The sequence below is a fragment of the Chromobacterium sp. FG89 genome (assembly GCF_057808735.1).
Genome location: NZ_JBMDIQ010000006.1, coordinates 200039 through 217121 on the forward strand (window position 1 = coordinate 200039; position 17083 = coordinate 217121).

At 57.0% G+C, this 17083-nt stretch carries 16 protein-coding genes; 9 read left to right on the forward strand and 7 right to left on the reverse strand.

From position 1 onward, the window contains the following. Positions 1–300 precede the first annotated feature (300 nt). On the reverse strand, positions 301–1482 hold the full coding sequence (locus ACODRW_RS08510; protein ID WP_488905534.1) for an MFS transporter: 1182 nt from the start codon (positions 1480–1482) through the stop codon (positions 301–303). A gap of 206 nt (positions 1483–1688) precedes the next feature. Here ACODRW_RS08510 and ACODRW_RS08515 point away from each other — a divergent pair, with 206 nt between their 5' ends. From ACODRW_RS08515 to ACODRW_RS08525, 3 genes are all read left to right on the forward strand, one after another. Next, on the forward strand, positions 1689–3062 hold the full coding sequence (locus tag ACODRW_RS08515) for an aminotransferase-like domain-containing protein (protein WP_488905535.1): 1374 nt from the start codon (positions 1689–1691) through the stop codon (positions 3060–3062). 390 nt (positions 3063–3452) lie between these two features. Next, on the forward strand, positions 3453–4112 hold the full coding sequence (locus ACODRW_RS08520) for a hypothetical protein (RefSeq protein WP_488905536.1): 660 nt from the start codon (positions 3453–3455) through the stop codon (positions 4110–4112). A gap of 629 nt (positions 4113–4741) precedes the next feature. Beyond that, complete coding sequence (locus tag ACODRW_RS08525; protein WP_488905537.1) at positions 4742–5020, forward strand: hypothetical protein; 279 nt, start codon at positions 4742–4744, stop codon at positions 5018–5020. A 271-nt stretch (positions 5021–5291) separates the two neighbouring features. Here ACODRW_RS08525 and ACODRW_RS08530 read toward each other — a convergent pair whose 3' ends face one another. From ACODRW_RS08530 to ACODRW_RS08545, 4 genes are all read right to left on the reverse strand, one after another. Further along, positions 5292–5714 (reverse strand): hypothetical protein, encoded by a 423-nt coding sequence (locus ACODRW_RS08530; RefSeq protein ID WP_488905538.1) that lies wholly within the window; start codon positions 5712–5714, stop codon positions 5292–5294. A gap of 93 nt (positions 5715–5807) precedes the next feature. Continuing rightward, a complete protein-coding gene (locus tag ACODRW_RS08535; protein ID WP_488905539.1) occupies positions 5808–6239 on the reverse strand; it encodes a hypothetical protein in 432 nt (143 codons plus the stop codon). A gap of 195 nt (positions 6240–6434) precedes the next feature. Continuing rightward, entirely contained in the window at positions 6435–7403 is a 969-nt protein-coding gene (locus ACODRW_RS08540) for a hypothetical protein (protein WP_488905540.1), read from the reverse strand. Between the two features lie 225 nt (positions 7404–7628). Continuing rightward, positions 7629–8027 (reverse strand): hypothetical protein, encoded by a 399-nt coding sequence (locus ACODRW_RS08545; RefSeq protein ID WP_231465655.1) that lies wholly within the window; start codon positions 8025–8027, stop codon positions 7629–7631. A 461-nt stretch (positions 8028–8488) separates the two neighbouring features. Here ACODRW_RS08545 and ACODRW_RS08550 point away from each other — a divergent pair, with 461 nt between their 5' ends. Further along, positions 8489–8986: a hypothetical protein gene (locus ACODRW_RS08550; protein ID WP_488905541.1), complete on the forward strand. Its 498-nt coding sequence runs from the start codon at positions 8489–8491 to the stop codon at positions 8984–8986. Between the two features lie 203 nt (positions 8987–9189). Here the strand turns inward: ACODRW_RS08550 and ACODRW_RS08555 are convergent, their stop codons facing one another. Continuing rightward, a complete protein-coding gene (locus ACODRW_RS08555) occupies positions 9190–9480 on the reverse strand; it encodes a putative quinol monooxygenase (protein WP_107799859.1) in 291 nt (96 codons plus the stop codon). A 384-nt stretch (positions 9481–9864) separates the two neighbouring features. Continuing rightward, entirely contained in the window at positions 9865–11649 is a 1785-nt protein-coding gene (locus ACODRW_RS08560) for an acyl-CoA dehydrogenase C-terminal domain-containing protein (protein ID WP_488905542.1), read from the reverse strand. A gap of 196 nt (positions 11650–11845) precedes the next feature. Between ACODRW_RS08560 and ACODRW_RS08565 the strand changes: the two genes are divergently transcribed. From ACODRW_RS08565 to ACODRW_RS08585, 5 genes are all read left to right on the forward strand, one after another. Then, entirely contained in the window at positions 11846–12397 is a 552-nt protein-coding gene (locus ACODRW_RS08565) for a DUF2062 domain-containing protein (RefSeq protein ID WP_019100393.1), read from the forward strand. A 9-nt stretch (positions 12398–12406) separates the two neighbouring features. Continuing rightward, positions 12407–12964, forward strand: a complete 558-nt coding sequence (locus ACODRW_RS08570) for an NUDIX domain-containing protein (RefSeq protein WP_264372981.1) — start codon at positions 12407–12409, stop codon at positions 12962–12964. Further along, positions 12951–13268 (forward strand): PilZ domain-containing protein, encoded by a 318-nt coding sequence (locus ACODRW_RS08575; protein ID WP_081545720.1) that lies wholly within the window; start codon positions 12951–12953, stop codon positions 13266–13268. The genes ACODRW_RS08570 and ACODRW_RS08575 overlap by 14 nt, the downstream gene beginning before the upstream one ends. Before the next feature lie 398 nt (positions 13269–13666). Further along, positions 13667–15595 (forward strand): PrkA family serine protein kinase, encoded by a 1929-nt coding sequence (locus ACODRW_RS08580; RefSeq protein ID WP_081545718.1) that lies wholly within the window; start codon positions 13667–13669, stop codon positions 15593–15595. Positions 15596–15745: 150 nt separating this feature from the next. Further along, positions 15746–17029 (forward strand): YeaH/YhbH family protein, encoded by a 1284-nt coding sequence (locus ACODRW_RS08585; protein ID WP_107799857.1) that lies wholly within the window; start codon positions 15746–15748, stop codon positions 17027–17029. The last annotated feature ends 54 nt before the right edge of the window (positions 17030–17083 follow it).

Here is a 17083-nt window from a genome sequence, read left to right on the forward strand (position 1 = left end):
TATTGTGCCTATAGTGCCGCGACGCGCCCTGCCAGAGCCGCGGCCTCTTGATGAAACATAGTTGCCGGATTGGGCTAGATCAAACCGTCTGCGAGTGCTTGCTCATGGAAGGCCGGGCGAGGGAGCCGGAGACTTTGGCCGCAGGCGGCATGGCAAAGTCTCTCGGATGCATGGGATGGGTACACATATCGAGTAGACCCGCTCGCAATTCACCAATATGCGGCTGGGTTTCGGAGTAATGAAAGAGCGGGAGCTTGTTGGCCGCCTATGCCGCGAACCGAGCATGGCGGCTCGGCCGAGTTAATCGCGCCGGCCGGCCGCCGCCATGGCGGGGAGCGCGGCGTTTGCCGCCGCATTCCGCCCAACCGCCCGGGCAACCAGGGCCGCGCCGGCGGCCAGCGCCAGGCCGAACAGCAGCAGGGCGGCGGGCGCGCCCAGGCAGTCCAGCAGCAGGCCGGTGAAGATCACCGGCAGGCTGAAGCCGATATAAGCCAGCAGGAAGAAACCGGCGCTGGCGCGCGGTTTTTCCGCGCCGGCCAGCGCGTTCACCGCGGACAAACCGCCCAGATAAGTGAAGCCGTAGCAGGAGCTGCTCGCGCCCAGCGCGCCCAAGAGCACCGCCGCGAGCGAACCCTGGGTCGCGCCCCAGGCCAGCAGCGCGTAGCTGGGCGGCAGCACCAGCAAGCCCAGACGCACCGCGCGTCCCGGTGGCATCGCGCGGGCCAGTGGCTGGAACAACAGGCCGCAGCTGATCACGGTGAAAGTGGAAAACCCGGACCAGCGCGCCAGCCCGTGCGCGGCCAGTACCGAGGGCAGCAGCGCGATCACCAGCCCCACCGCCGCCCAGGCCAGCAGGATGGCGCAGCCGAAGGGCAGGCTGCCGGCGGGGAAATAGGGCGGGCGCAGCATCGCCGTATGGCGGCCGCGCGGGGCCGGGTCCGGCAAGCCGGCCACCGCCAGCAGCGCCGCGCCGGCCAGCACCAGATGCAGCCAAAAGCTGGCCGGGGTCAGCGTGTTCTGCCACAGCAGGCACACGCTGGTCAGCGCCGCGCCCAGGCCAAAGCCCAGCGAGGTGCTGGCCGTCACCCACAAAGTGGCGCGGCGGCCATCCGGCTCCGCCATCAATTCCCCCATATAAGCGACGCCGGCGGCGGAAGCCAGCGCGGTGCCGCAGCCCAGCAGAAAGCGCGCCACGGCCAAGGCCTCCAGCCGCGGCCACAAGGCCATGACGGCGGTGGCCAGCATCGCCAGCGCCAGCGCCGCCAGGATCAAGGGCTTGCGTCCCAGCCGGTCCGGCAGGCCGCCCAGCGCCAGCAGTACCGGCAACACTCCCAGCACATAGGCGGAAAACGCGGTGGCGGTGGCCGCCGCGCCCTGGCCGGCCAACTGCGCGTAAGCGGTGTACAGCGGCGCTTGCAGATTCACCGCGCAAGTGATCAGGCACAGGCCGAAGGCCAGCCGGGCAGGGTGGCGCGTGTTCATGCCGCCTCCGGGAATAAAAGAGACACGGTGGGACAAACAGTGTGGACGGACAGTGGGACGGTCATAAGGTGAGGCCTGGCTAGGATAAAGGGTGCGGCGGGCCGCGCGACACGCCACTATCCGGCCGCTCCATGACGGCAACAAGTGACAGCGGCGGCCATTTGCGCTTAACTGTTTGCTCATTATCAGCAAACAGTGAGCCCGCCATGCGGCTAGAACTCGACCGCGCCAGCCGGCAGCCGCTGGCGCAGCAAATCGCCGATCAACTGCGCGCCTGGATACGGCGCAGCCGCGTCCGCCCCGGCACCCGGCTGCCCTCCATCCGCCAACTGGCCAAGGAGCAGCAGCTCAGCCAGTCCTGCGTGATCGACGCCTACGACCGGCTGGTGGCGCTGGGCCTGCTGGAATCGCGCCACGGCGCCGGCTTCTTCGTGGCCGCGCCGCCGGGCCGCGAAGAAAGCGAATGGCGGGAAACCATGGAACCGGCCTGGGGCCAGTTCAGCGACAGCGGCGAGCAGTTGAAGCTGGGCTGCGGCTGGGTGCCGGACAGCTGGCGCGACCAGGAAGAACTGGGCTACGCCATCCGCCACATCACCCGCTGCCAGCCGGCGGACCTGTTCGACTACAGCACCCCGCTGGGCCTGCCGGCCTTGCGCCGGCAACTGCAACAGCGGCTGCGCCAGATCGACATCCATGTGGAGCAGGAGCAAATCCTCACCACCAACGGCGGCAGCCACGCGCTGGACCTGCTGGCGCGCGCACTGCTCAAGCCCGGCGACACCGTGCTGGTGGAAAGCCCCGGCTACTACAATCTGTTCAACCTGCTGAAATTCCACGGCATAGAAATGCTGGCGGTGCCGCGCGCCGGCAACGGGCCGGACCTGGCGGCGCTGGAAGCCATCCTGGCCCGGCAGCGGCCCAAATGCCTGTTCATCAACAGCCTGTTCCATAACCCCACCGGCACCTGCCTGACGCCGGCGGTGGCGCACCGCCTGCTGCAACTGGCCGAGGCCCATGACTTTCTGATTGTGGAAGACGACATCTACGCGGATTTCCAGAACCACCCCGGCGTGCGCCTGGCGGCGCTGGATTCGCTGCGGCGGGTGATCTACGTGTCCAGCTTCTCCAAAACCCTCAGCTGCTCGCTGCGCGTCGGCTATGTGCTGGCCCAGCCGGAGCTGGTCCGCCAACTGGCCAATATCAAGATGTACACCGGCATCGGCACCCAGCGCTTTGCGGAATGCGTGGTGGCCCAGCTCTTGTCCAGCGGCGCTTACCGCAAGCTGACGCAAAGGCTGCGGCTGCGGCTGAACCGGCAAATGGCCGCCACGCTGCAAACGCTGGAGGCCAACGGCTGGCAAGTGTTCGCCGAGCCGCAGGGCGGCATGTTCGTCTGGGTGCGCACCGGCCGCCACAGCTTCGAGGACATGCAGGCGGAAGCCGCCAAGCGCGGAATCCTGCTGTCGCCGGGCAGCGGCTTCATGCCCGGCGGCGAGGACAATGACTGGCTGCGGATCAATGTCGCTTATGCCGGCGATGCGCGGGCGTTGGGGTTTTTTGAGGGGCTGGGAAGTTTATAGCCTGAATAATGATTTGGAAGGTGGGTTTCGCTTCTTGGCCAAACCAGACCTTGAGCCTGTGACCTGAATTAGGCGGCAATGTGCCGCTTACTAGCCATTCAGCTGCTATTACTGATTGATTGGACTCTAAAGTGATGTGCGACTCAATACAGGTGGACGTCGTGGCCATGTTCAACCTGGCAATCGACAGCAAGCTGCTAGGCTGTGATCAGGTCAGCTGACATCGAAATGTTTTACAAACCGAAAGGGCGTCACAGTTTCAATGACGGGTTGTCCCTGGTAGAGTTTGAGAAGTAATATTTCCAGAGGCTCGGGAGTGTCTAGAGAACCCGGGGTGATTCATATGACTCGAAGACGGCCACTTTGCGTGGTGAGTGATGGATTAGAACAATGAATAACACGACAGACATTCGGCAGTTAATCCGCGACCTCAATTTTGAGACTGTCTGCGATCATTACAACCGTCGTGTGGAAACAAGCTCCAAGCTTAGGAGCTTACTTGCTGCGAACATGGTTGAAAACTATGTTGGTCTGGCTCTGGGTATTGATGATCTGTACGGCAACTACAGTGCGTGGGACCACAAACTTGGCCCGAGAATCCTAGAAGCAAGATCCGATGTGGCAGTTTTTAAGCTGGCGGTTAAACTGAGCAAAATCCAGAGTGAGAAGGAGATGCTGGATTGCATTTATGCGGAGAATATCCCCTATCTGAAGGTCAGTGTGGGATCCGAGATTGCAACATTGCTGCAGCCCAGTGTGCACTGGGTGGCCAACTCCCGCTCTATCTGGGCGTATTTACTCATGAAGCATGCTTCCATTGATGCTGCAAATGAAGAGCTGCATCTCTATCAGACTGGAGGGTATGAATCCAAGATGCAGTACAAGATATGGTGTGACATTCACCAGAAAATGCATATAAACCTGCAAAAACTTGGTGATTGGGGCAACGAAGAGGCTGTGGTGCAGTCGCACGCAACTAGCGAGGAGAAATACTTTTTCATTTGGGCCGATACTATTGCTAATGCCTTATATGAGGAGCACGCGACGTAATTCCATCCGTGCTGTTGTCTCGCTTGAGGTCGTGGGTGACATCGCTTACCTGCTAGCTCAGTGCGCTTAGGCGAAACCTCTGGTCTTCGTCCGGTTCATTTTCAAGCATCTGGTCCACTTCTGGTCACATATTGCGGGCTCTGTGCTACTTTATTTTTGAAAAGTAATTTAATTCAACAAGATGGTTTGTTCCTGAGAGCTATGTTCATGGGGCCCATAATCCTTTGGCCGCGGGTTCGAGCCCGCAGGGCCCACCAAACATCAACGGCCTGCAGAGAAATCTGCAGGCCGTTTTGTCTTGTTGACCTTTCCCCTAGCCGGTATCCCAGTCATTAGTTAGCATGAAGGCTCAAAGGAGACAACATGCGCAAGTCCCGTTTCACCGAAGAGCAGGTATGTGGCCCAGAGTAGTCGCCCAGTGCAGGTGGTGCGGCAGACCGCTTTGGCAGAGAAGCAGCCTTCTCAACATCTGGCGCGCAGATAGCGTCGCAAGATGTATGGTCAGGCGTCAGCAAGCCCACGCTGCAGGAGTGGGAGCAAGGCCGGCGTATGCCCACCGGCGCGGCGCAGACCTTGCTGCGGGTGGCGGTGCAGCACCCGGAAGCGTTGCGGGAGCTGAAATAAGCTTAATGATCAAACGACCTCTTTTTATGACATTCCTCGCCATTCTGGCTGGCTGCTCTGATCCAATGGTGGAGGCTATCGCAAGCCGTGACACCTTCGTTTACGCGGCTGTAAACGATGCAAGAGACAAGCCGGCCTTCATGATTCAAGCCGGTACATCCTGCCTGGTTGGTAAGACCTTATTCGGCAAAGTTGATGCATACACAGAGGTGGTGTGTGGTGAAAAAAAGGGATGGGTGTTGGAGTCAGAAAATATGAGGTCCTCAAAGGCAGTTGGTAGCTAGGCTGACAATGTCTTCTTGCTTTGCTTTGAGAAAGCACTTCGAATAGGGGACGTTGCTACCTTCTTAGCCTAAGCGGGCAATTATGCTGCTGACCGCGATCGGCCAGTTCCTGTCGTTCATGGGCGCAGCAAAGAGGAAAGATGAATGTCCGCCCTAATTCAGCTTGCTGACATTTAAGTTTGACGAGAGGGGCCGCCGTAGCGGAGAAGGGAACCCACAAGTGTAGTTTGTGGATGGCCTCTGTCGGCGGAATAGTTAGGTGTTTGATCTATCACTCTTCTACCCATATCTCAATAACAATTTCAGAGTGCGTTCCGCGAGAGGTAGATGGGCTCTTCAAAGGGTCTCGGACGAGTACAATCTTTACGCGCTTTCCAACGATATACTTTTTGACACCTTTCTTTGTGTCAGCCGCGGTATCGTACGTGTAGTGATCACCATTATCTAGGTGCGCATTAAATACTGGTGATTCGTTATGCATCCCCACGCGGCCTAGCAAGGTTATGACTCCCTCTAGTTCTGTTTTCTGAAGTCTGCCGGTCCCAATGCTTTGCCACCATTCATCAGATCCAAAAAGGCCAAAGGTTCCTTTAAGGCCAAACGGGCGTGAAAGATCGAGAGTGAGTGCTTGAGCAGTCGCAACCTGTCGGGAGTCTGAGGCAAGTTCATTCTTTAGTGAGTAGACGAGTTGCATGTGCCTGATAATACTTAGTGTAGAGTTAATTGGCGCTGTGAGTCTTTATCGCACAGAGTCCAGCGACCGAAGGGAGTGGGATTGAACGTCGGGTTATATATTGGTTTTTTCTTTGAAGACGATAACCTGATGTGCTTCAAGATTGTCACTTTCACCCAGGAGATGTTTCCTGACTTTATGAATGATTGACCGTAGGTCATCCGAGCCTGGTTCGTGGGCTAGGGTGTCTGACAGGTCACGAGCTAACTGTGGGGGTAGCCAAAGAAAGGCTTGGAACGACAGTTGATTTAGGCGGTGGTAGTCAAGTTCTTTAGTGTCTTTTATCCACTCTGCCATTAGATCAGCTACCAACTCAGCCCTGCGGCGTACTTCAAGATCATTTTCAAGCTTTGATAACTTTTTGTCATATTCGTGCTGGATTGAAAACTCGATACGTTTCTCGATCCAAGTTTTTGCAAGGAACGCTAGAGTGCCAATTAAAGTTGTGGTTGTAATTGCACCTGAGATAAATGAGCCGAAGTCCATGGTGATCCTAAAATATAAAACAGTATTTATACGGGTATGCAGGCCCGTATATCAATTGATATTGCTGACACCGATTGTTGAACACAAACGTCATGCCTTCCGATTTCAAGTCGGAATGTTATAATTTTTCTTTAGGAAAATGTAGGCTTGCGCTGATTGGCTGTCATGAGCTGATGGGGGGTTTAAATATGATTTTCACTTTTTCTCACTTGTAATCTTCCTATTGAAGCGCTTAAGTAAGTGTTTGTCGTTAGCCCATGAGTGAGCACGACGAATCTCTACATTGTCAAAGCTTTTGGCTCTGACAAATCCATTGCCGTAAATGCCAAAGCTTTTGCCAATCTGTTGTTCTTCAAGTTCGCGTAGTAGGATTCTGACTTTCTCTAAATGCTCTAGATATTTAGTTGATACTTCTACCATATCTCGGGTGTTGATTGGAGAAATTATATATCGATGAACAACCCGATTTCTGAGATTGTATAATTGGCTAAGCTCATTATGTAGGGTTTGATTTATTAAGCCCAATTCTAACGCGTGATTGAAAACTGATCGCTCCAGAATTCCTTTTTCATTTTCATCTTGAAAGAGATATTTTATCTCAATATCGTTGCTGCAGGATTGTAATTGCTTTTTGATGACAATGCCTAGTCTAAGGAATGCGTCAATTTGATTGGCGCAAACTATAATCAATTCAATGTATGAGTTTGAATTAATTGCAGAGTAAAGTAAGTCATAGGAGGCCACTAATGAAGCAAGGAAACGATCGTACTTATCAAGGTTTGCAGCAATGGTTCTTTCTTGCAATGGAACAATAACTATTGAATCGAGGACCGAATGGGTGATTTTCAATTGATCCAAAATTCTACTGTCGTTACGTAAATTTATATTGTATATATACTTTGCTGTTAGTGCTTGGTCATCTCTTGCACAGATAAAAATATGAGTTTCATTTTTTTCTGAACAATCTATTGAATGTCTCCATTTTTTTGAGCTTAGTTCTTCTTGAGTTATTTTTTTAAATTCGAGAGGGGCGTCCGATAATGGGTGGCAACTTAATTGAAAGCGCCCGATAGGATTTTCATATGGTTCGAAAATATATGGTGGCTTTTCCTTGGTGTTTTTGATGGCAATGTTCAAATATTGCCACTCAATCGGGATTTGCATGAGCAATATTCCTTGTGGCTCAGTCCAGTGCTTCATTGAATTCTCTCAAAGGTGCCCATGATGGAGTGCATTGCAAATGCCTCTTTGTTGGTATGGCGTCGTTCATCCGCTTCCCAACAGGTTGTTCACATAGAGTGAGATGCATGTGAAGATAGGTTGTTGTAAATGTTTAAACTACACAATACGTCCCATCTGTTAGATGGTTTTTTGAATTATTCTCAATTTTTATTCAAATCTTCTTTGTTTAAGTATTTTGTTGATCTCGTTAACGGCATTTCGCTCCTCGATTTGAAATGCATTCGGTTCGAGTGTGGCTTTGAGCGATTGGTATCCGAGAAAAAGGGTGGCTCCACTCATAATAATTGTGGCCAAGTCTGTTTTCCCATTTAGAGTTGCCCATGTTGCAGTACTAATGGCCAAAATTAAAGTTAGTGCATAAAATGGCCTAAGTCGCTTTACCTTTCTTGCTTGTTCGAGTTGGATGTTCTCTTGTCGGAATGGCCGTTCTCGAAGCAGCTCATCTATAGAACATTGAATCAAGAGCTTATGTGCATTGTGGGAGTTGTCAGTGACATTGAAATTGCCCTGAACATTGATTTCTCCTGCATTGTTGAAGTCGCGCAACTTCTATCTCCAAAATAAATGTGCTTTCCTAGCGGTGATGTATCGACCTAACTATCTACTTTAGGTCATATTATGGATTTTTAAGTTGTTTGTCATTGTTTGCGGTCTCGATTGAGAAGCTGACACCCTTCTCATGCTCATCTGTTGCATAGATAGGGATACAAAATGTAGAAGCCACGTTGCTATGTCCAAGGCTTGACCCTCGCCTTCTACTCAGCAACAATCCCCGCGTGCCGCTCTATCCCGGCACTGGGCGTGAGAACCCATCTTCGTTTTATCGACTGCGGGCGAAATGCGGCTATCCGCGCATTTCGCGCGTCCTGTTGCGTCTGTATGGCGGACCGGATGGGGTAACCTCTGGTTGGCCAGCTCGCAGTCGCTGGTTTCTCACGCTCTGTTCGGTCTGCCTTCCCCCGTGAGAAGGGGATGGTGGTACTTCCACAGACTGCAGGAGAAATATCATGTCAAAGAAGTTATCCCCGATCCCTGTTTCCCTGTTCGACCTCGCTGACTTCCCCAACCCCCGCCGTTCCCGCTACCGTTTCCCCTCCAGCGAAGCCAAAGACCTCCGTCTGCCCTTTGTCCGCCGCGTGCCGGGCCGCACTTATCCGCATTATTGGCAGCCGGCGGAGCCCCAGGATTATTTCGAGGCTTGCGCGATTGGCCGCCAGTACGCGGCGCACATGGCTCAGTTGTTGAAGAACAACCGCCAGCACGCGGCGCGCGGGCTGTTGTTCCGCATTGCCAGTGATATGGATTTTGCCGACAGGAGTTACCGCATCGGCCTGTGCAAGGGCTTCTTCAATTATCTGGAGATGTTGTTGAACCTGGCGGTGGAGCGGGTGGATCTGGCGCAGCATGTGGAGGCGGTGCAGCAGCTTTATCTGTGCCTGGAGCAGTTGGCGGAGACGCAGCAGCAACAGCGGCGCAAGAAGCGCGGTCGGGGCCGTCAGCGCTGAGCGCGTTGGTCATGAAAAAACGGCCCTTCGGGGCCGTTTGGTTTTGCGCTGTGTGTAATAGAGCCTGTTCAAAATCTCGCGCGCAAGAGCGAGACAAGGCGGAAACCGCTGAGACAGCGGAATGTACAAGTGGCACATGAGCATTTTGAGCTTGTACTCACCGTGCAAGACTTCACGACGCGCAGCAGATCGTAAGCAGGTCCTTAGCGGGCGAGTTCGGAGTAATGGTGCTCATCATACTGTCCGTCCAGATAGTCGTTGACGCGGTCGTTGAAGGCGATCCAGTGCGGCGTTTTCTGGTGTTCGGCCAGGCGCTCTTTGCTGTCCCACAGTTCGATCAGCGCGTAGCGCAGCGGCTCGCCGGCTTGCTGCCAAAGCTGGTAGTAGTTGCAGCCGGTTTCCTTATTGGATTCCCGTACCATGGTGTTGAGCAGGGTGAGGAAGTCTTGTTGGCTTTCGGCTTTGACGTTGAAGAATACGTTCAGGGTAATCATGAGAGGGCCTCTGGTATTGGGTGAATGAATGCGAATGTTCCGCTGCCGTCGGCGCGGAGTATCCATGGCGGCCATTTTACGAAGCCCTGTTGTTCGTTAAAAGTGAAATATAATTAGCTTTGTATTCGTTTTTTATGAATTACTATCGTGATGGCTCGAGGCTCGGCCTGGTGAGGGGCGGGCGGCGGCAAAAGAAAAACGGCCCCAAGGGGCCGTTTCCGTTTCACTATCGTAAGTGGCTTAGAGCCTGTTCAACGTCTCGCGAGCAAGGGCGAGACAAGGCGAAAACGAGCGAAAAAGCGGAATGTACTCGTGGTACATGAGCATTTTGAGCTGGTTTTCAACGCCGTATCGCTGAAGCGCAGCAGACATTGAACAGGTTCTTCAGAACGCGAAGTGCTCGTCCTGCAACTCCATCAACGGCTTGGCGCCGGCCTTGAGCTTGGCCAGCAGGCTGTGTACTTCCGGGAACAGCTTGCTCATATAGAAGCGGCCGGTCAGGATCTTGGCTTGGTAGAAGCCGTCTTCGCCGCCGCCCAGCTTGGAGTGAGCCACTTCCGCCATCCGCGCCCACAGCCAGGCGTAGCTGAGGTGGCCGATCAGGCGCAGGTAGTCGGTGGCGGCCGCGCCAGCTTCGTCGCGGTTCTGCATGCCGGCCATGCCGATGCCCATGGTCACTTCGCCCACGTCTTTCAACAGCTTGGACAGCGGGGCCACGTAGTCGGCCAGCTTGTCGTTGCCTTCATTGGCCTGGCAGAACTTGTGGATTTGCTTGGTGAACTTGCGCAGCTTCTGGCCCTGGTCCATCAGCACTTTGCGGCCCAGCAGGTCGATGGCCTGGATGCCGTTGGTGCCTTCGTAGATTTGGGAGATGCGGCAGTCGCGTACCAGTTGTTCCATGCCCCATTCGCGGATGTAGCCGTGGCCGCCGAACACTTGCATGCCCAGGTTGGCGGCTTCGTAGCCGTTGTCGGTCATGAAGGCCTTGGCCACCGGGGTGAGCAGGGCCACGAGGTCGGCGGCGTCCTGGCGGGCGTCGGCGTCCGGGTGTTTGTCTTCAATGTCCAGTTGCAGCGCCAGCAAGCTGGTCAGCGCGCGGCCGGCCTCGGTGTAGGCTTTCTGGGTCAGCAGCATGCGGCGCACGTCCGGGTGGACGATGATGGGGTCCGCCGGCTTGTCCGGGCATTTGTCGCCGGAGAGCGAGCGCATTTGCAGGCGTTCGCGCGCATAGGCCAGCGCGCCCTGGAAGGAGGCTTCGCCTATGCCCAGGCCTTGCATGCCGCAGCCCAGGCGGGCGGCGTTCATCATGGTGAACATGCAGGACAGGCCCTTGTTGACTTCGCCAATCAAATAGCCTTTGGCGCCGTCCAGGTTGATTACCGCGGTGGCGTTGGCCTTGATGCCCATCTTGTGTTCCAGGCTGCCGCAGGCCACGGGGTTGCGGCTGCCGTCGTCATGGAATTTGGGCACGATGAACAGGGAGATGCCTTTCACGTCCTTGGGCGAGTCCGGCAGGCGGGCCAGCACCAGGTGGATGATGTTGTCGGACATATCATGTTCACCGGCGGAGATGAAAATCTTGGTGCCGGTAATGCTGTAGCTGCCGTCGCCGTTCGGTTCGGCGCGGGTTTTGAGCAGGCCCAGGTCGGTGCCGCAGTGCGGTTCGGTCAGGCACATGGTGCCGGTCCAGCTGCCGTCCACCAGTTTGGGCAGGTAGGCCGCTTTTTGCGCTTCGGTTCCGTGGGCATGAATGGCAGAATACGCGCCGTGGGACAGGCCGGGGTACATGGACCAGGCCACGTTGCTGGAGCACTGCATTTCCATGATGGGGAAGCCCAGCGCCTTGGGCATGCCCTGGCCGCCGTAGGCCGGGTCGCAGTCCAGCGCCGGGAAGCCCAGTTCACGGTATTGCTGGTAGGCTTCCTTGAAGCCGGGTGGGGTGGTGACGGATTTGGTGGTGCTGTCGTAGTGACAGCCTTCTTCGTCGCCCTGGCGGTTCAGCGGCGCCAGTTCGCTTTCACAGAACTGGGCGGCAGCTTCCAGATAGGAGCGGAAGATGTCCTGGGTGGCTTCTTCGTAGCCGGGCAGGGTGGGGATGATGTCCTGTACCTTGATCAGCTCGTGGAGCACGAAATCGAAATCCCGCAGCGGGGCTTGGTATGCAGGCATGGGTCTCTCCTGTTGGTTTGCGCGGCCTGGACGATCCGGCCCAGGTCTGTCGTGTTTGGGTTCGCCCTGCGCTTGGGCGAATAATTCAAACGCTTGTTTAAATTATCGACGTGGCTTTGACAAGCTTTTCGCGTTTTACCCGTCGCCGAGTGTGGTTTAACGGCAACGCGCGCGCACAAGGATCAAAACATTCCAGATGACTTGGTTTAGACGCAAGGTACGCAAATGGGTTGCCTACCGGCACCATTGGTTTCAGAAGCCGGGCCTGCGCCGGCTGGCGCCCTATCTGGACCGGCCGGCGTATTGGTCGCTGAACCGCCGCAAGGTGGCGATGGGGGTGGGGGTGGGGTTGTTCGCCGGCCTGATGCCCGGCCCCACGCAAAAGGTGACGGCGGTGGCGCTGGCTTTGCTGATGCGGGTGAATCTGCCGGTGGCGGTGTTGTTCACGCTGTACACTAACCCTTTGACCGTATTGCCGCTGTACTTTCTGGCTTATGCTTATGGCAAGCTTTTACTGGGCAATCCGGCTGCGGGTACAATGACGCCGCCGCCCAATTGGGACCGGATGAGCTTGCCGGATTGGTGGCACGCCTGCCTGAATTGGCTGGCGGAGCTGGGCTGGCCCTTGCTGGTGGGATTGCCGGCGCTGGGCCTGACCTTTGCCGTGATCGGCTACGCGTTGACGCGGCTGCTGTGGCGCTGGGCGGTGATCAGCGCCTGGAAAAGCAGGCATTGCAGAACACTTTAAGGGGTGATTGTGGATCTGGTTGAAAAGCAGTTGTCGTCGGAGCTGGTGTATCAGGGCGGTTTTCTCAAGGTTCATAAAGACGAGGTGGCGCTGCCGGACGGCGCGGCGTCCACGCGCGAATACATTCTGCACCCCGGCGCGGTGGCGGTGCTGGCGCTGACGCCGGACGGCAAGCTGGTGCTGGAGCGCCAGTACCGTTATCCGACCGGCCGCGAGTTCGTGGAGATTCCCGCCGGCAAGATAGACCCGGACGAGGACCCGGCGGCCACCGCAAGGCGGGAGCTGTTGGAGGAAACCGGCTACGCGGCGGAGCGCTGGACGTATCTGGGCACCGCTTATCCCTGCATTGGCTATTCCAACGAGCGCATCAGTTATTACCTGGCGGAAGGGCTGAGCCAGCAGGGCAGCCGGCTGGACGAGGGCGAATTCCTGGAGGTGCTGACGGTGCCGGTGGCCCAGGCGATGGAGATGACGCTGAGCGGGGCGATCTGCGACAGCAAGTCCATCGTGGGCCTGCACTGGCTGGCGGCGCACCAGGCCGGGAGGATGCCGGGTGTCGCCGTTTGATCCTTACCGGGATCGACGGCGCGGGCGCCGCATCAGCATGGGCTGCAAGGCCCGCATCCGTTCTTTGATCAGCGGCGAAACCCATTACGGCGAGTGCGTGGATCTGTCGGTGGACGGCATGGCCTTGCGCTCGTCCTTTGTGCCGCAGTTCGGCGAGCGTCTGTCCGTGATCGTGCTGGCCCCGGGCGTGGGCGGCATGCCGGGCAAGCCCTTGGAGGCGGTGGTGGAGGTGAAGCGCTGCAATGAGGTGCAGCGCGGCCGCATCTATGAAATCGGCGTGCGCATTGTGCAGCGCAAAGGCTGAGCGCCGCAGTCCGCGCGGGTGCGGCGCATTCTTTATATTCCCTTCTCCTTTTTCGCCGCGCTGCGCGGCGTGAATGTTTCAATCGCCGCGTTGGAAACGTTTGATTCTCAAAGCGTTTTTTTAGGGCCGATTTCCGTTTACTCCCGCTTACACGCCGCTCGTCTTCCGTTACAAAAAAAAGCTGGCGGAATTCACCATCCATTTCAAATACTTGTATTGAATCTGGCTCACGATCTCATATTTTGTGTGCAGGCGCGGTTTTGCCCTGCCAGGCTGTGCGTTATGCTATACCCAGAAAAAGAAAGCCGGAAACAATGTGAATACTCTAATTCAGCAAGGGGAGCAGCGGATGCCGCGTGCATATCGTTTGCGCCTCTGCTACCTGCCAGGAGAGAGCCATGCACCCGGATATCTTCAGTCACTACGCTGCTCGTTACGACAAGACTCGTGAGGAGGAGTACACCATCCAGGAGTACCTGGAGCTCTGCAAGAAAGACCCCGGCGCTTACGCCACCGCCGCAGAGCGCATGCTGGCCGCCATAGGCGAGCCGGAGCTGGTGGACACTCGGCACGATTCGCGTCTGTCCCGCATCTTTTCCAACAAAGTCATCAAGGTCTATCCCGCGTTCCGTGATTTTTACGGCACCGAGGAGGTGATCGAACAGGTGGTGTCCTACTTCCGCCACGCCGCGCAAGGCCTGGAAGAGAAGAAGCAGATCCTCTATTTGCTGGGCCCGGTGGGCGGCGGCAAATCGTCCATCGCCGAGAAGCTGAAAGAGCTGATGGAGCTGGTGCCGTTCTATTGCCTGAAAGGCAGCCCGGTCAACGAGTCTCCGCTGGCGCTGTTCAACTACGACGAGGACGGGGCGCTGCTGGAAGAGGAATACGGTATCCCGCGCCGTTATCTGAAGAGCATCCCCAGCCCGTGGGCGGTGAAGCGGCTGCATGAGTTCAACGGCGACATCGGCCAGTTCCGCGTGGTCAAACGCTATCCGTCCGTACTCAAGCAGATCGCGGTGGCCAAGACCGAGCCGGGCGACGAGAACAATCAGGATATTTCGTCGCTGGTGGGCAAGGTGGATATCCGCAAGCTGGAGAAATACGCGCAGGACGACCCGGACGCTTACAGCTACTCCGGCGGCTTGTGCCTGGCCAACCAGGGCTTGCTGGAATTCGTGGAGATGTTCAAGGCGCCGATCAAGGTCTTGCACCCGTTGCTGACGGCCACCCAGGAAGGCAACTTCAAGGGCACCGAGGGCTTTGGCGCGATTCCGTTTGAAGGCGTGATCCTGGCCCACTCCAACGAATCCGAGTGGAAGCAGTTCCGCAACAACAAGAACAACGAGGCTTTCCTGGATCGGATCTACATCGTCAAGGTGCCGTATTGCCTGCGCGTGTCCGACGAGATCAAGATCTACGACAAGCTGATCCGCAACTCTTCGCTGGGCCGCGCGCCGTGCGCGCCGGGCACGCTGAAGATGATGTCGCAGTTCGCGGTGTTGTCGCGGCTGAAAGAGCCGGAAAACTCCAGCCTGTTCAGCAAGATGCAGGTGTACGACGGGGACAATCTGAAGGATACGGATCCCAAGGCCAAATCCATCCAGGAATACCGCGATTACGCGGGGGTGGACGAGGGCATGAGCGGCTTGTCCACGCGCTTCGCCTACAAGATTCTGTCCAAGGTGTTCAACTTCGATCACAGCGAAGTGGCGGCCAACCCGGTGCACTTGCTGTACGTGATCGAGCAGCAGGTTGAGCGCGAGCAGTTCCCGGCGGAAATCGAGCAGAAGTATCTGACCTTCCTGAAGGAGTACCTGGCGCCCAAGTACGTGGAGTTCATCGGCAAGGAGATTCAAACCGCTTATCTGGAAAGCTACTCCGAATACGGCCAGAACATCTTCGACCGCTACGTCAGCTTCGCGGACTTCTGGATTCAGGATCAGGAGTACCGCGATCAGGACACCGGCGAGATCTTCGACCGAACCTCCTTGAACGCGGAGCTGGAGAAGATAGAGAAGCCGGCCGGGATTTCCAACCCCAAAGACTTCCGCAACGAGATCGTCAACTTCGTGTTGCGGGCGCGGGCCAACAACGGCGGCAAGAATCCCACCTGGACCAGCTACGAGAAGCTGCGCACGGTCATAGAGAAGAAGATGTTCTCCAACACCGAGGAGCTGCTGCCGGTGATCTCCTTCAACGCCAAGGCCAGCGCCGAGGATGCGAAGAAGCACGAGGACTTCGTCAACCGCATGGTGGAAAAAGGCTACACCGCCAAGCAAGTGCGTCTGTTGTGCGAATGGTATCTGCGAGTGCGCAAGTCCTCGTAAGCCGTCGCTGATCCGGCGCCGCCTGGGGCGGCGCCGGAAATCGCCCGCGCGGCCGCTGTCGCCGCCGGGCGGTGAAGAATATAACAACAGCAAGCCAGGCGATGGCCGCCCGCGGGCGGCCGCCGCCGGCACAGGCAAAGCGAGGTGCTTATGTCCCACATCATCGATCGGCGCCTCAACGGCAAGAACAAGTCCGCGGTCAACCGCGAACGGTTTCTGCGCCGTTTCAAGGCCCAAATCAAGGAGGCCGTCGCCAAGGCGGTCAAGGGGCGCAGCATTACCGATATCGAGAGCGGGGAGAAGGTCTCGATTCCGGTAAAGGATATTTCCGAACCCGTGTTTCATCATGGCAAGGGCGGCATGACGGAAAACGTGCACCCGGGCAATGAGGAGTTCGTCAAGGGCGACCGCCTGCCGCGGCCGCAGGGCGGCGGGGGCGGAGGCGGCAGCAAGGCCAGCCAGGACGGCGAGGGCGAGGACGATTTCGTGTTCCAGCTGTCGCGCGAAGAGTTCATGAACGTGTTCTTCGACGACCTGGCCCTGCCCAATCTGATCAAGACCCAGCTGATGGGCATTGAGGAGATGAAGACGGTGCGCGCCGGTTACACCAACGACGGCACGCCGGCCAACATCAATATCGTGCGTTCGCTGCGCGGCGCGCTGGCGCGGCGGGTGGCGATGGCCGCGCCCACCATGGCCACGTTGGGCGACGCGGAGGAGGAGCTCGACACCCTGATGGAGGATGACGAGGACAACACCTCGGAAATCCGCGAAAAACGGCAAAGCATTCACCGGCTGCGCGAACGCATCGCCAGCATTCCGTGGATAGACCCGTTCGACCTGCGCTACAACAACCGGGTCAAGCAGCCCAAGCCCACCAGTCAGGCGGTGATGTTCTGCATCATGGACGTGTCCGGCTCCATGGACGAGCAGAAAAAGGACATGGCCAAGCGCTTCTTCATCCTGCTTTACCTGTTCCTGCAGCGCAATTACGAGAAGATCGAGGTGGTGTTCATCCGCCATCACACCAGTGCGGTGGAGGTGAGCGAGGAGGATTTCTTCCACTCGCGCGAATCCGGCGGCACCGTGGTGTCCTCGGCGCTCAATCTGATGGCGGAGATCGTCAAGAAACGCTACGCCGGCAGCGAATGGAATATCTACGCCGCCCAGGCGTCCGACGGCGACAACTGGGACAGCGATTCCGCCAACTGCGGCCGCATCATGGAGGAGGACCTGCTGCCTTACTGCCAGTACTTCGCCTACATCGAGATCACCGAAGGAGAGCCGCAAAACCTCTGGTACGAATACTTGAAGGTGCAGGAACGCAACCGCCAGTTCGCCATGCAGAAAATTCGTTCGGCTTCCGACATCTACCCGGTCTTCCGGGAACTGTTCAAGCGCCAGCCGGCCAATGGCCGCGCCGCCACCGCCTGAGAACGTGTTTATGATCTCGCGAGACAAGGCGGAAACGAGCGAAAAAGCGGAATG

What these genes read in the sequence shown, in the direction of transcription:
- ACODRW_RS08535 (WP_488905539.1), bottom strand. Translation starts at nt 6,239, where the DNA reads ATGGACTTCGGCTCATTTATCTCAGGTGCAATTACAACCACAACTTTA.
- ACODRW_RS08565 (WP_019100393.1), top strand. Translation starts at nt 11,846, where the DNA reads ATGACTTGGTTTAGACGCAAGGTACGCAAATGGGTTGCCTACCGGCAC.
- ACODRW_RS08585 (WP_107799857.1), top strand. Translation starts at nt 15,746, where the DNA reads ATGTCCCACATCATCGATCGGCGCCTCAACGGCAAGAACAAGTCCGCG.
- ACODRW_RS08560 (WP_488905542.1), bottom strand. Translation starts at nt 11,649, where the DNA reads ATGCCTGCATACCAAGCCCCGCTGCGGGATTTCGATTTCGTGCTCCAC.
- ACODRW_RS08510 (WP_488905534.1), bottom strand. Translation starts at nt 1,482, where the DNA reads ATGAACACGCGCCACCCTGCCCGGCTGGCCTTCGGCCTGTGCCTGATC.
- ACODRW_RS08520 (WP_488905536.1), top strand. Translation starts at nt 3,453, where the DNA reads ATGAATAACACGACAGACATTCGGCAGTTAATCCGCGACCTCAATTTT.
- ACODRW_RS08530 (WP_488905538.1), bottom strand. Translation starts at nt 5,714, where the DNA reads ATGCAACTCGTCTACTCACTAAAGAATGAACTTGCCTCAGACTCCCGA.
- ACODRW_RS08550 (WP_488905541.1), top strand. Translation starts at nt 8,489, where the DNA reads ATGTCAAAGAAGTTATCCCCGATCCCTGTTTCCCTGTTCGACCTCGCT.
- ACODRW_RS08540 (WP_488905540.1), bottom strand. Translation starts at nt 7,403, where the DNA reads ATGCAAATCCCGATTGAGTGGCAATATTTGAACATTGCCATCAAAAAC.
- ACODRW_RS08555 (WP_107799859.1), bottom strand. Translation starts at nt 9,480, where the DNA reads ATGATTACCCTGAACGTATTCTTCAACGTCAAAGCCGAAAGCCAACAA.
- ACODRW_RS08580 (WP_081545718.1), top strand. Translation starts at nt 13,667, where the DNA reads ATGCACCCGGATATCTTCAGTCACTACGCTGCTCGTTACGACAAGACT.
- ACODRW_RS08525 (WP_488905537.1), top strand. Translation starts at nt 4,742, where the DNA reads ATGATCAAACGACCTCTTTTTATGACATTCCTCGCCATTCTGGCTGGC.
- ACODRW_RS08515 (WP_488905535.1), top strand. Translation starts at nt 1,689, where the DNA reads ATGCGGCTAGAACTCGACCGCGCCAGCCGGCAGCCGCTGGCGCAGCAA.